At 38.9% G+C, this 15,079-nt stretch carries 11 protein-coding genes; 2 read left to right on the forward strand and 9 right to left on the reverse strand.

Annotated elements, in window-relative coordinates; translation table 11 throughout:
- Both ileS and ribF read right to left on the reverse strand, forming a co-directional pair.
- A complete protein-coding gene (gene ileS, locus ACYUCW_RS12650; RefSeq protein ID WP_004245207.1) occupies positions 1-2,811 on the reverse strand; it encodes an isoleucine--tRNA ligase in 2,811 nt (936 codons plus the stop codon).
- 29 nt (positions 2,812-2,840) lie between these two features.
- On the reverse strand, positions 2,841-3,782 hold the full coding sequence (gene ribF / locus ACYUCW_RS12655) for a bifunctional riboflavin kinase/FAD synthetase (protein WP_004245208.1): 942 nt from the start codon (positions 3,780-3,782) through the stop codon (positions 2,841-2,843).
- A 430-nt stretch (positions 3,783-4,212) separates the two neighbouring features.
- Here ribF and rpsT point away from each other — a divergent pair, with 430 nt between their 5' ends.
- A complete protein-coding gene (rpsT, locus tag ACYUCW_RS12660) occupies positions 4,213-4,473 on the forward strand; it encodes a 30S ribosomal protein S20 (protein ID WP_004248964.1) in 261 nt (86 codons plus the stop codon).
- 73 nt (positions 4,474-4,546) lie between these two features.
- Here the strand turns inward: rpsT and nhaR are convergent, their stop codons facing one another.
- The 7 genes from nhaR to tal form a co-directional block, all read right to left on the reverse strand.
- Positions 4,547-5,464, reverse strand: coding sequence for a transcriptional activator NhaR (nhaR, locus tag ACYUCW_RS12665; protein ID WP_460408730.1), 918 nt, complete (start codon positions 5,462-5,464; stop codon positions 4,547-4,549).
- Positions 5,465-5,652: 188 nt separating this feature from the next.
- Entirely contained in the window at positions 5,653-6,831 is a 1,179-nt protein-coding gene (gene nhaA, locus ACYUCW_RS12670) for a Na+/H+ antiporter NhaA (RefSeq protein ID WP_004245211.1), read from the reverse strand.
- Between the two features lie 539 nt (positions 6,832-7,370).
- Positions 7,371-8,507 (reverse strand): molecular chaperone DnaJ, encoded by a 1,137-nt coding sequence (gene dnaJ, locus ACYUCW_RS12675; protein WP_004245212.1) that lies wholly within the window; start codon positions 8,505-8,507, stop codon positions 7,371-7,373.
- A 106-nt stretch (positions 8,508-8,613) separates the two neighbouring features.
- Positions 8,614-10,539 (reverse strand): molecular chaperone DnaK, encoded by a 1,926-nt coding sequence (gene dnaK / locus ACYUCW_RS12680; protein ID WP_004248962.1) that lies wholly within the window; start codon positions 10,537-10,539, stop codon positions 8,614-8,616.
- A gap of 524 nt (positions 10,540-11,063) precedes the next feature.
- The gene (mog, locus tag ACYUCW_RS12685) at positions 11,064-11,651 is read right to left on the reverse strand and encodes a molybdopterin adenylyltransferase (protein WP_004245215.1); all 588 of its coding nucleotides are present in this window, start codon (positions 11,649-11,651) and stop codon (positions 11,064-11,066) included.
- A gap of 161 nt (positions 11,652-11,812) precedes the next feature.
- Positions 11,813-12,796, reverse strand: a complete 984-nt coding sequence (locus ACYUCW_RS12690) for a tetratricopeptide repeat protein (protein WP_460408733.1) — start codon at positions 12,794-12,796, stop codon at positions 11,813-11,815.
- Positions 12,797-12,980: 184 nt separating this feature from the next.
- Positions 12,981-13,934: a transaldolase gene (gene tal / locus ACYUCW_RS12695; protein ID WP_004245217.1), complete on the reverse strand. Its 954-nt coding sequence runs from the start codon at positions 13,932-13,934 to the stop codon at positions 12,981-12,983.
- A gap of 302 nt (positions 13,935-14,236) precedes the next feature.
- On the opposite strand from tal, the gene yaaA reads away from it, so the two are divergent.
- The gene (yaaA, locus tag ACYUCW_RS12700; protein ID WP_004252634.1) at positions 14,237-15,022 is read left to right on the forward strand and encodes a peroxide stress protein YaaA; all 786 of its coding nucleotides are present in this window, start codon (positions 14,237-14,239) and stop codon (positions 15,020-15,022) included.
- Positions 15,023-15,079 lie beyond the last annotated feature (57 nt).

Genomic DNA, 15,079 nt, shown 5'->3' on the forward strand with positions numbered 1-15,079 from the left:
TTAAGCAAACTTACGTTCTTCACCGTTACCGGCTACGTTAGTAACACAGCGACCACATAAATCAGCGTGTTCCGCCACTTGACCAATGTCAGTTGCATAGTGCCAGCAACGTGGACATTTTTCACCTTGCGCTTTACTCAAGACAATTTTCAGCCCCGCCATATCAGATGCTAACGCGTTTTCTGGCGCATCATGAATATCAGCAACGGTCGCTTGAGAGGTAAGTAAAACAAAACGCAATTCGTTTCCTAATGCATTCAGTTTTTCCGCTAAGGCTTTATCCGCATACAGTGTTACTGCCGCTTCTAAAGAGCCACGTAGTTGCTTATCGGTACGAGCTTGCTCTAACACCTTATTGACTTCACTACGAACGGCTAATAATTCCGCCCAGTACTCATCATTTAAGGTTTCAGATGCCTCTAAACCAAATAAATCTGTGTACCATTCTTGAGTGAAAACAAATTTCGCACGCTCACCCGGTAACTGTGCCCAAATCTCATCCGCAGTGAACGACATAATTGGTGCCATCCAACGTACTAATGCTTCGATAATATGGTATAGCGCAGTTTGACAACTACGGCGAGCAACACTGTCGCTTTTCGCAGTGTATTGTCTGTCTTTAATGATATCTAGATAGAAAGATCCCATTTCTACTGAGCAGAACTGCATAAGACGCTGAATAACATTATGGAAATCGTAGTTTTCATAGTGTTTGAGGATATCTTCCTGTGCCGCTTTCGCACGACCGACCGCCCAACGATCAAGTATTACCATCTCTTCAGGTTTAACTTGATGTTTAGCTGGATCAAAGCCATTTAAGTTCGCTAAGAAGAAACGCGCTGTATTACGAATACGACGATAAGTATCAGCAGAACGTTTTAAGATCTCATCGGAAACCGCAATTTCCCCCGTATAATCGGTGGAGGCAACCCATAAACGTAAAATATCCGCACCCAGTTTGTTCATTACATCTTGAGGGCTAACAGTATTACCAATGGATTTCGACATTTTACGGCCTTGTCCATCTACGGTGAAACCGTGTGTTAATACTTCACGATAAGGCGCTTTGCCTTTAATTGCCGTTGAAATCATAAGAGAAGACATAAACCAACCACGATGTTGGTCTGAACCTTCTAAATAGAGATCAGCAGAATTGCCATGGAATTCAGGACGAGCATCAACTACGGTTGAGTGCGTTGATCCTGAATCAAACCAAACATCAAGTGTGTCAGGTGTTTTCATGTAGTCATCAGCTTCATCACCCAGCAGTTCGCGGATATCTAAGTCCCACCAAGCTTGAATACCACTCACTTCTACACGCTTAGCGACTTCTTCCATTAACTCTAGAGTACGAGGATGAGGCTCTTGTGTTTCTTTATGCACAAACAGCGACATTGGTGTTCCCCAAGTACGCTGACGAGAAATACACCAGTCAGGACGGTTTTCCACCATTGACTCAATACGAGCTTGGCCCCAATCAGGGATCCATTTAACACCTTTGATCTCTTTTAAGGATTGTTGACGTAATCCATTTTTATCCATACCGATAAACCATTGTGGAGTGGCACGGAAGATAACTGGTGTTTTATGTCGCCAACAGCAAGGATAACTATGTTGCATTGCTTCATGATGTAATAGAGCACCTTTTTCTTTTAGTAACTCAACAATCACATCATTAGCTTTAAAAACAAACACACCATCTAAGGTCGGATACGTATTAGGAAGATAACAACCATTAGGTCCAACCGGATTAGCCACTTCTAAACCATATTTTTGACCAATAACAAAGTCATCAGGACCATGACCCGGCGCGGTATGAACAGCCCCTGTACCGGCATCTAATGTAACGTGATCGCCTAAAATGGCTGGCACATCAAAGCCCATAAATGGGTGATTGAAGCGCAATAATTCTAAATCACTACCTTTACATTCACCTAAAACAGCCCAGTCTGTGACACCGATACGTTTCATAACGTGTTCAACTAAGTCTGCCGCTAAAATGACGCACTCATCATTAAATGAAACTAATGCGTAATTAAATTCGCCATTTAATGCAATTGCACGGTTAGCAGGTAATGTCCATGGTGTGGTAGTCCAAATAACTAAAGAAATAGGTTTATCAGTGACGACACCAAATTTAGCCGCTACAGCGTTTGAATCAACCGCACGGAAACGCACATCGATAGAAGGAGAGGTTTTATCGTAATATTCCACTTCCGCTTCAGCTAGCGATGAACCACAAGCCGTACACCAGTGAACAGGTTTTGCCCCTTTTAATAGGTGACCATTAGCGATAATACGCGCTAATGCACGAATAGTATTGGCTTCCGTTTTGTAGTCCATAGTGAGATAAGGTTTGTCCCAATCTCCTAGCACACCTAAACGAATAAAATCTTTTTTCTGCGCCTCTATTTGCTCATAAGCATATTTACGGCACTCCTCGCGGAATTGAGCTGCAGAGACTTTTTCTCCTGGTTTACCTACAATTTGTTCAACTTTTAATTCAATAGGTAATCCGTGACAATCCCATCCTGGAATGTACGGAGAATCAAAGCCTGACAGCCCTTTGGATTTAATAATAATATCTTTGAGAATTTTGTTTACTGAGTGACCAATATGAATATTGCCGTTGGCATAAGGAGGGCCATCATGCAAAATAAATGTTTTCTTACCACTTTTAGCTTGACGAATAGCTTGATACAAACCTTCTTTGTACCAACGTGATAACATTTCTGGTTCGCGCTTTGCTAAATCCCCGCGCATAGGGAACCCTGTTTCTGGTAAGTTCAGGGTATTTTTATAGTCACTCATTCGATTCTCAGTTCCAAGTTTCCGCTAGTTTATGACTCCGACCGCTGCAATAAAAAATCCCTAGCAGCAGCCACATCATTTGCGATTTGCTGTTTCAACGCATCCAATGATGCAAATCGCTGTTCATTACGTAATTTCTTTCGTAACACAACATCAATACGACGTCCATATAAATCCATATTAACGTCGATTAAATGAACTTCTAATTGTACACCCTTACCTTTTACGGTAGGACGACTGCCAATATTAGCCACCCCCGCTAAAGGCGATTGATGGTCGGCTAAATAAACATCAACCGCATAAACACCAGCAACAGGTGCCACTAAGCGTTTCATGGGAATATTGGCGGTTGGAAAACCAATAGTTCTGCCTAATTGATTACCATGTACCACGCGTCCACAAACGCTATAAGGGTGTCCAAGCAATGATTCAGCTAATGCTAAATCGTCATTGAATAAGGCTTCTCGTACCGCCGTACTGCTAATACGTAATCCTTTGTCACAATAACTTTCGGTATTTGCCACCTCAAATCCGTATCGAGCACCGGCTTGTTGTAAAAAATGAAAATCACCTGCTCTATTTTTACCAAAACGAAAATCATCGCCAATGGCTAAAAACTTCACACCTAATTTATCAACTAAGAGTGATGAAACAAACTCTTCCGGTGTTTGTGCCGCAAATTGCTTATCAAATTTGACACATAACAGGTAATCAATACCACACTCTGCCAAATATTTTATCTTATCGCGTAGGCGCGTTAGACGAGCAGGTGCTTTCTCTGGCAAAAAAAACTCCAGAGGTTGAGGTTCAAATGTCATCACAACAGTAGGTAGGCCACGACGTGATGCTTCTTGCTTCAAGTGTTTTAATAATGCCTGATGACCGCGATGGACACCATCAAAATTGCCAATTGTTAGAACACAACCATGATGTTGTGCTCGAATATTCTGTATACCGCGAATTAGCTCCATAACTGGCTCAATACCGTGGAAATAATTGGATTATACCTTGTCAAAGGCTCGAGAGTAACCCAATATATCAATGTTTATTGGTGAGTAATATCTTGCTTTGTCAATTCACTATGATTGTTAAATTAACATGCTCACTGCTAACAAAAAATAAACGATTACTCACTTGTTGGTTATAAAATCGCACAAAATCAACCGTAGATCCGCTTAGAATCTATTATTTATTACTCATATACACGATTTTGATGATTTTTTCACTCAAAAGACTGTATTCTACCCGTCTTAACTGATAAAATCTTGCGCCATCACAACGAAACCAGTGTCGCGTACAACGACGCTAATTTTGTATAAATCCATTGACAAACTTAGGTTGAAAAGGCATATTCCTTCACCTTTGTATTGTCCTCGCTAGAATATATTTGGGAGTTGGAACTTGGCTAATATCAAATCAGCTAAGAAACGTGCGGTTCAGTCTGAAAAGCGTCGTCAGCACAACGCAAGCCGTCGTTCAATGATGCGTACTTACATCAAAAAAGTATACGCAGCAGTTGCTTCTGGTGATAAAGAAGCAGCACAAAAAGCATTTAATGACATGCAACCAATTGTTGACCGTCAGGCAACTAAAGGCTTAATTCATAAGAATAAAGCAGCACGTCATAAAGCTAATCTGCAAGCACAAATCAAAGCAATGTAATTATTGTTTTTGTGTTTAAAAAACCGGCTTAGGCCGGTTTTTTTACATTCTGTCTATGCAAACTCTACGTATTTCATTCGTTATTGGCTTTCTTTTCACCACTAAACAAAGCTGAAAAATCGGTATTACACACACGTTGTACTGCCGGATGCTGGATCATACGTTCAGCAAAAATAACGTAATACTCTTCTTTTACCGAGTCTAATGTGCCTATTTCCTCAATATTACTTTGGACAAATGTCTCATTGGTATAAATAGAAGGTGCAACAAAGATAGCATTATGATTTAAACCAAATGCTTTCATTAATGCAGCATCATCAAATTCACCTAAAATTTCTACTTGAAGATTTTTATTGCGTATCCAAGTTAACAAATGACGACCTAACATAGAGCGTCGACCAGGGATAAGCAATTTTCTATCTTCTAAACATTCTGGGAATGGCTTTTCTGGTATTGGCTGACTGCAGAAAAAACTGACACTACACTCACCCAATTTAACAGAGAACAGCCCCTCTTGTTGTGAGGAATCTACGGGACAATCAGATAAAATCATATCTAACTTATGCTGACTTAATTGCTCTAACAACAATTCGTGAGTCGATTCAAAACAGCGTAAATGTATTTGTTCATGATCAATAACCGCCGCTTCTAATACACGACTAACAAGTTGTTTGGATAGCGCATCGGCAACCCCAACATCAAATAACAGGTTAGATTCTCGACTATAGTTGACAATATCTAGCATCTCTTGGCTCAGCATAAACATTTTATCGGCATAGCGAAAAATAAGCTGACCTAATTCAGAGGGAACTAATCCGCGCCCTTGACGCTTGAATAATTTCCCCCCTAATCTTTCTTCTAATGCTTTAATTTGCCCTGTAATTGTCTGAGGTGTCAGATACAGCGCTTCCGCAGCCCCTACAACAGAGCCTTCTTTACACACATGCCAAAAATAATAAAGATGATTAAAATTGAGATGTGACACACGCATAGTGATTTTCCTTTCAACTTCTGTGATCTCATCACACAGACTTCGTTAACAACGCATTAGCGATTGGTGTTCCTTTCTCCAATCCTCATAAAAACACCTACGGCACAATACAAGGTATTGCGCCGTAGGTTTATGTTTATAGCTCGGTTTTTATTGTGTTTAGAAAACGAGTTCCCTACTCAATTTCGCTATTTTTGCTTCTGCTTCAACTTCGGTAAAACAGAGTTAAGCAATAAATATCCCACAACAGCAGCCATGGTTGAGCCAACTAAAATACCCAGTTTAGAGTATGTATTATAGGCTTCTATAGCACCTTCAAACGCAAGACCTGCGATAAAGATAGACATAGTAAAACCGATACCACATAAAACAGAAACGGCAAATATTTGCTTAAGATTAATCGCATCTGGCAATTTTGCAATCCCTAGTTTTACCGAAACCCAACTAAAGAGAAAAATCCCAATCGGCTTACCTAAGAAAAGCCCTAACGCAATACCAACGGGTAAGGTCGATAACATGCCATCAAGGGTAACGCCATTTAAAGAAACCCCCGCATTACTAAAAGCAAATAGCGGTAATATTAAGTAGGCAACCCACGGGTGTAAAACATGCTCTAACTCTTCCGACGGTGAAGCCCCCTCTTTATCTCTTAATGGGATCAAGAATCCAACAATCACTCCCGCTATTGTGGCATGTATACCTGATTTCAAAATACACACCCACAAAATAAAGCCTAGGACTAAGTAAACTGCTGTATTACTCACTTTACGCCAATTAAGAATAAACAACATGATGGTGATTAGCGCTGCCAATAATAACGGGACTAATGCCACACTCTTAGAATAAAAGAGAGCAATAATCACAATGACACCAAGATCATCAATAATGGCTAGCGCTAATAAAAAGACTTTCAATTCCACAGGAACGCGACGCCCTAGTAACGCCATTACACCTAGAGCAAAAGCAATATCTGTTGCTGCCGGAATAGCCCATCCTTGCTGACCAATCGCATCGCCATGATTAAAAAATAGATAAATCAAAGCAGGTGCTAACATTCCTCCTACTGCTGCAATTGCAGGAAAAATAGCGCGATCACGTTGCGCTAAGGAACCTTCTTTTAGCTCCCGTTTGACTTCTAATCCTACCACTAAGAAAAAGATGGCCATGAGTGCATCGTTAACCCATAAGATCAACGGTTTATCTAGCTCTAATGCCCCAAATTTAATCATTATTGGGATAGATAAAAACTCATTATACAAAGCACTAAGAGGTGTATTCGCCATTATTAATGCGATAATAGCAGCAACAATCAGAAGAATACCGCCTGATGCCTCTAATCTTAAAAATTGTCTAATAATTGCTGTCATATTGTTAACCTAAAAATGTCTATTTGTGTTAATAATATGCTAATTATGAATTCGTAAAAAACAGATTATTTAGCAAAAATAATTCGGCTTTTTCGATCTCAATCGCTTATATCAAGAGTAAAGAAGGGATTATGTAAAAAATAATCAATAAGTAATATCACGAAAGATAAAAAGCAAAAATAAAAAAAATAAAATACAACCTATTGATACAATTATTTTTTATGATAAACATAAGTAATAATTCACATTTAAAACAAGAATTGATAGAAAATAGGTAAATATTCTATTTTTTATCCATATTATTGTGACTATAGTGTGCTTTTTATTAAGAATAGTTGATAATTTACTCACAAGAATAATAAGAGGTGAAGATAATATTGTTCAACCTTTTTTGTTACCAGAGGATACCTAATGAAATAAGAGGGGAATGAGTATTGAAGATAACAGAGAAAGTTTCTAGGTATTTTTATGAAATTGATAAGAAAAAGCCTGATAGGCAATACATTATCAGGCTTTTGAGAATGAAGATAACGCAAAAATTATTTGGTTAAATCATCAAAGAATTTTTTTACTCCATCTAAGAAACTCTTAGAGCGCGGTGTATTTTTTTCACCACCTTTACCACCAAATGATTCACCTAGCTGTTCCATAAGCTGCTTTTGTTTTTCATTCAGTTTCACTGGCGTTTCAACAACAACACGGCACATTAAATCACCGACACCATGGCTACGTACAGATTTAACACCTTTGCCTTTCATGCGGAACATTTTGCCAGTTTGTGTTTCTGCTGGAATTTTTAGTTTCACACGACCATCGAGAGTTGGCACCTCAATTTCTCCCCCTAATGCTGCAACCGCAAAGTTAATAGGTACTTCGCAATAGAGGTTATTACCATCTCGTTCAAATATATGGTGCTGACGAACATGAACCTGTACATACAGATCGCCCGCCGGTGCTCCTTGCTCACCCGCTTCACCTTCACCACTTAAACGAATACGATCACCGGTATCCACTCCCGCCGGGATTTTAACTGATAAGGTTTTATAACGTTCAACACGGCCATCACCATGACATTTAGAGCAAGGCTCTTTAATTACTTTACCGCGACCATGACAAGTAGGGCATGGTTGTTGAACGGTGAAGAAACCTTGACGTAAATGAACCTGACCTGCCCCATGACATGTTGAGCAAGTTTCCGCTGATGTGCCTTCTTTTGCCCCACTTCCGTGGCATTTATCACAGGTTTCTAAGGTTGGAATGCGGATCTCTTTGGTAATACCACGAACAGCTTCTTCTAGCGTTAAGTCCATGTTGTATTGCAAATCTGAGCCGCGTGCAGCACGTTGTTGACGACGACCACCACCAAAAATATCGCCAAACACATCACCAAAGATATCGCTAAAGTCAGCGCCACCAAAGCCACCACCGCCTTGACCACCAAAACCACCTTGTTCAAAGGCAGCATGACCATATTGATCATAGGCCGCACGTTTTTGTGGATCGCTAAGAACTTCGTAAGCTTCTTTAATTTCTTTAAATTTAGATTCCGAATCTTTATCACCTTGATTACGATCTGGGTGATATTTCATCGCTAAACGCTTATAAGCACGTTTGATCTCTTTTTCATCGGCTGTTTTACTTAACCCGAGTACTTCGTAAAAATCTCTTTTCGCCATTCTGGATTACCCTTGACATAAGCACACGGGCGTAGAGTTGCCTCGACGCCCGTGTTTCGGTATCAGTAACTGTTCATTATTGAGTTACCGCGGCCCGTTAAGGGCATTATTTTTTATCTTTGCCGTCTACTTCTTCAAACTCTGCATCGACAACATCGTCATCTTTCTTCGCACCTGCATCAGTTGCATCGGCAGTATTACCTGCACCCGCTTGAGCTTGTTGTTGTGCAATTTCTAACAGAGGTTTTGAAGCTTCAACTAACGCTTGCAGTTTTGCTTCAATAGCAGCTTTATCTTCACCTTTAGAAGCAATTTCTAATTCGCTTAACGCTTTTTCGATAGCTTCTTTATCGTTAGCCGCTAATTTGTCACCCGCTTCTTCAATTTGTTTACGTGTACCGTGAACTAATTGATCTGCTTGGTTACGTGTTTGCACTAACTCTTCAAATTTACGGTCTGCTTCTGCATTAGCTTCTGCATCACGTACCATTTTTTGGATTTCTTCTTCATTTAAACCTGAAGAAGCTTTAATGGTGATATTTTGTTCACGACCACTGTTTTTATCTTTTGCAGATACATGCAAGATACCATCAGCATCGATATCAAAAGTCACTTCAATTTGTGGCATACCACGTGGTGCAGGTTGAATACCATCTAAGTTAAATTGGCCCAATGATTTGTTATCACTCGCACGTTTACGCTCACCTTGTAATACGTGAATAGTTACAGCTGATTGATTATCTTCAGCAGTAGAGAATACTTGGCTATGTTTAGTTGGGATAGTGGTATTCTTCGCAATCAGCGAAGTCATCACGCCACCCATAGTTTCAATACCTAAAGACAGTGGAGTCACGTCAAGTAACAGAACGTCTTTAACATCACCAGCTAATACACCACCTTGAACAGCAGCACCCATAGCAACAGCTTCATCTGGGTTAACGTCTTTACGTGGTTCTTTACCGAAGAACTCAGCCACAGTTTTTTGTACCATAGGCATACGAGTTTGACCACCAACCAGAATAACGTCGTTTACTTCACTGACTTTCAAGCCCGCATCTTCTAATGCAACTTTTACTGGATCCATTGAACGTTTTACTAAGTCTTCAACTAAAGATTCCAGTTTTGCACGAGTCACTTTGATATTTAAGTGTTTAGGCCCTGTCGCATCAGCAGTAACATAAGGTAAGTTCACATCTGTTTGTTGAGCTGAAGATAATTCAATTTTTGCTTTTTCTGCAGCTTCTTTCAGACGTTGCATTGCCAATGGATCATTACGCAGGTCAATGCCTTGTTCTTTCTTAAACTCATCAACTAAGTAGTTAATTAAACGGCTATCGAAGTCTTCACCACCTAAGTGAGTATCACCATTGGTTGACAGAACTTCATAGGTTTTTTCGCCATCAACTTCATCAATTTCGATGATAGAGATATCGAATGTACCACCACCTAAGTCATAAACAGCGATAGTGCGGTTACCCACTTCACGATCTAAACCATAAGCCAATGCCGCAGCTGTTGGTTCGTTAATAATACGTTTAACATCTAAACCCGCGATACGACCCGCATCTTTAGTTGCTTGACGTTGCGCATCATTAAAGTAAGCAGGAACTGTAATAACAGCTTCTGTAACTGGTTCACCTAAGTAATCTTCCGCTGTTTTTTTCATTTTTTTCAATACTTCAGCAGAAACTTGTGGTGGAGCCATTTTTTCGTTACGTGCTTCAACCCATGCATCACCATTATCAGCTTTAATAATTTTGTAAGGCATGATAGAAACATCACGTTGTACTTCCGCGTCTTCGAAACGACGACCGATTAAACGTTTGATGGCAAATAATGTATTTTGTGGGTTAGTCACAGCCTGACGTTTTGCCGGTTGACCAACTAGAATTTCACCATCTTGTGCATATGCAACAATCGAAGGAGTGGTACGATCGCCTTCACCGTTTTCAATAACCCGGGCATTCTTACCGTCCATTACAGCAACACAAGAGTTAGTTGTACCCAGGTCAATACCAATAATTTTACCCATTTAAACGCCTCCAAAGAGAATTCTTTATCAATTTGATTACCAATCTATATGAGGATGAATATTCATTTTTCAAGTCAAAAAATTAATGGACTCAATATCATCACAAAGCGGATAAACATCAACGCAACTCAATAGTGGTAATTGCAGTTGAAAAATAGATGGGGTCATAAATACATTCATCAAGGGGAAAAATAAAAAAAAATAGTAAAAAGATAAAAAAAAGATCTAGTAAAATAACAATATAAAAAATAAATATTATATATCAATAGGTTATGATAAATATTGTCTTTAACCCATTATGATGATGTAAAACAACAGCGATAATCCATTAATATAAAAAATAACTAATTGAAATATAACAGTTTCAATCAATTATTACACAAAGTGGGTTATCTCAATGATCAATAAATCATCAACAGAAGCATCACTCATAGGTAAAAATAGCAGGTTGTTCTTATTTAATCTTATTAGGGCAAAACGTACTCACATTCAATATTAATAACAAAAACAACCGATGCAATGTATTAAGCAGATGTAGAACGGCGTGCTGATTTAGGTCTAAAGGCAACCACAATTTCTTCGTTAGTTTCGATATAAGGGCCATCCAATAATTGAATACAATAAGGAACACTGGCAAAAATACCACTGACAATCACCTGTCCCTCACTGTCTTTTAATCCCTCTAATGTCTCTGCGATCGCTTTAGGCTGTCCCGGTAAATTTAAAATTAAGGCTTGATTACGAATAACTCCCACTTGACGAGATAAAATCGCCGTAGGAACAAATTTCAAACTGATTTGGCGCATTTGCTCACCGAAGCCTGGCATCTCTCTATCAGCAATCGCCAATGTTGCATCAGGCGTAACATCACGACGAGCAGGCCCTGTGCCTCCCGTTGTTAAAACCAAGTGACATCCTGCTTCATCAACCAGTTCACATAATGTTTGTTCAATCATCAGTTGCTCATCGGGGATCAAACGTGATTCGATATGAAAAGGGGTTGTGATTGCTTTTTTTAGCCAAGCTTCTAAAGCGGGCAGGCCTTTATCTTCATAAACACCACTGGATGCACGATCAGAAACAGAAACCAGTCCTATACGTAATTCATTCATATCAACCTCAAATTAATCAATAACTGCCAATTAGCGTGCTGATATTAACACGAGAACACGGGTGAATTAAAAACAATCTCAGTAAAAGCTATTATGTTATTTTAGCTATAAAAAAACGGGAGTTTTATACTCCCGTTTTTTATCACATTAATGATTTAATCTTAGTCATCAAGATATTTAGCAATATAAGAAGCAGCTAAAAGTTTAGCTTCTGCTAATTGGGCAGCATTGAGGGCTCGGGCGGTTCGTTTTAGCATAGCCTCATCACCTTCACCATTTTCTACAGCAACAGCAAACCATGCATAGGCTTCTTTCAAGTTACGTTTAACCCCTTTGCTATAATAATAGTTTATTGCAAGGTTATTTTGTGCCAAGCCATTACCTTGTAGCGCAGCTTTTTTATACCATTCGTTCGCTTTACGTTGATCTTTTGCTACACCATCACCTTCGTCATACATCACACCAAGGTTATTTTGCGCATCTCGATTACCTTGATTTGCCGCTTTGGTATACCAGAATACCGCTTTGCTACCATCACGCTCGACCCCTTCGCCTTCATCGTAAGAGACAGCTAAGTTGTATTGTGCATCAGCATGACCTTGCTCTGCGGCTTTAGTGTACCAAGTCACCGCTTTTTCATGATCTTGTTTGATACCGATACCTTCATCATATGAAATCGCTAAATTATACTGCGCATCGCTATCACCTTGTTCACCGGCTTTTGTATACCAATATACTGCTTTTTCATGATCTTGCTCTACACCACCCCCTTCATCAAAAGAGACGGCCAAATTGTATTGTGCTAAAGAGAGTCCCTGAACAGCCGCTTTGTTATACCAATAAACCGCTTTTTCAGCATCACGCTCAATATCATCATTCATATCATACATTAACGCTAAATTTAATTGCGCTTCTGCATGACCTTGTTCAGCCGCTTTTGTGTACCACTCCAATGCTTTTTGTGTATTTTGTTCTACACCTTCGCCACCTTCATATTTAACACCAAGTTGATACTGAGAAGCGGCATTCCCTTCTTCCGCACTTTTTTCAATCGCAGGTAAAGAGAAGGCTGTTTTATCTTCTGACATAGCAACACTACTAAAAAAGAGCGATGCCAGTACTGTTGCCAAAACCATCTTTTTCATAATTCACCAATAATAAATAGGATGTTTTTAATAATTAATTTTTATAATTATTACCGGATAAATTATTTATTCAAATCAATTTAATCTTAAAATTATTTTAAATATTATTTTGCAATAAAAAAAAAGACAACACCCCCCTATTTAAAGTGGGTGTTGTCAGTTTTTATAAGAATTAAACGCCAGATTATAATAAATCTGCAATCATTTTCTCTAATTTTTCCTGATCAACCGCAAATTTACGAATACCATCAGATAATTTATCAACGGCCATTGGATCAGCATTATGTTGCCAATAAAATTCAGCTTCAGTGATTGGCGCAGGACGTGATTTAACTTCACCATTAAAGGATAGTTTATGCTCTACTTCACCTTGTGCTTCTGATAACTCTTTTAATAACGCAGGAGAAATAGTTAGGCGATCACAACCTGCTAATTCTAAAATTTCACCAATATTACGGAAGCTAGCTCCCATAACGACGGTGTTATAACCATGCTCTTTATAGTAGTTATAAATTTCAGTTACAGAAATAACACCTGGATCTTCTGCTGGTGCAAACTCTTTTTTATCTGTATTGGCTTTATACCAATCCATAATACGGCCAACGAATGGAGAGATCAGATATACACCAGCTTCTGCACATGCACGAGCTTGAGCAAAAGAGAACAGTAAAGTTAGGTTACAGTTGATACCTTCTTTTTCTAATTGCTCAGCTGCACGAATACCCTGCCATGTAGAAGCAAGTTTAATCAGGATACGATCGTTACTAATACCCGCTTCGTTATACAGTTTAATTAAACGACGCGCTTTGACGATACAGGCTTGGGTATCATAAGAAAGACGTGCGTCAACTTCTGTTGAAATACGACCTGGGATCAGTTTTAAGATTTCTAAACCGATATTGACAGCAAGTTTATCACACGCATCAACGATTTGTTGCTCGCGAGAATCGCTTTGTGAACGCGCCCATTCAATCGCTTCATCGATTAATTTACGATATTCAGGAATTTGGGCTGCATTTAAAATTAAAGAAGGGTTGGTAGTTGCGTCTTGAGGTTGATACAGTTTCATTGCTGCAATGTCACCTGTATCAGCTACAACTGTAGTCAGTTTACGCAAAGAAGTTAATTTGTTGGTCATTTTGTTTATCTCATCTACTAGGTAAATCTGTTTGCAGTCACCTGCGGATATCTATTGATAATAACATGGACTGCTCACACTACAAGATGCTTAGATTCATCGAAAGCAATTATTTGAATGCCAAACGATTTCGCAAAACAAAAGTAGCAAAAAACAGAATAACAACTCAGGCTGAATCGTTTAATATGTCTATTTTATGGCACATTGGTGAAAGTATTGTTTTTTCCTATTATTATGATTTAACTTATCTACCAAACAATTTGCTATAGTAGAACTAAATCAAAATAACTATTGAGGGAATTATGCTAATTACTATTTCACCAGCTAAAACACTGGATTTCGAATCGCCTTTAGCAACAACGCAGTTCACCCAGCCTGAATTGCTAAAATATTCCCAACAACTTATTGCAGAATGTCGAAAACTGTCGTCCAGTGATATCGCAAGCTTAATGAAAATTAGTGATAAATTGGCAGGACTAAATGCGGCTCGCTTTGGTGAATGGCAACCTGACTTTACACCCGATAATGCGCGACAAGCCATTTTAGCGTTCAAAGGTGATGTTTATACTGGAATGCAAGCCGCTGAACTTTTCACAGATGACGACTTTCAATTTGCACAACAGCATTTGCGTATCCTTTCCGGTTTATATGGCGTATTGCGCCCACTCGATTTAATGCAACCTTACCGCTTAGAGATGGGCATAAAACTGAACAATAAAAAAGGCAGTGATCTATACCAGTTTTGGGGCAACACAATTACTGAAACGTTAAATAACGCCCTTGAAGCTCAAGGGGATAATATTTTGGTTAATTTAGCCTCTGATGAATATTTTAAATCAGTCAACCCAAAAAAACTCAATGCTGAAATTATTAAACCTGTTTTTCTTGATGAGAAAAATGGCAAATATAAAGTGATTAGTTTTTATGCTAAAAAAGCAAGAGGCTTAATGAGCCGTTTTATTATTCAAGAAAGATTAAGTGATAAGGCACAACTTAAAGAATTTAATCTAGAGGGTTATCAATTTAATGCCGCCGAGTCTGAAGGCAATACCCTTGTCTTTAAACGTGCAGAACATTTAGCAAAATAAGCCTCATTTTTTGCTATCAAATGATAGTAATTCATAAAAATAGCCCTGAAACTAGGG

It is taken from the genome of Proteus sp. MB838, from assembly GCF_054767435.1.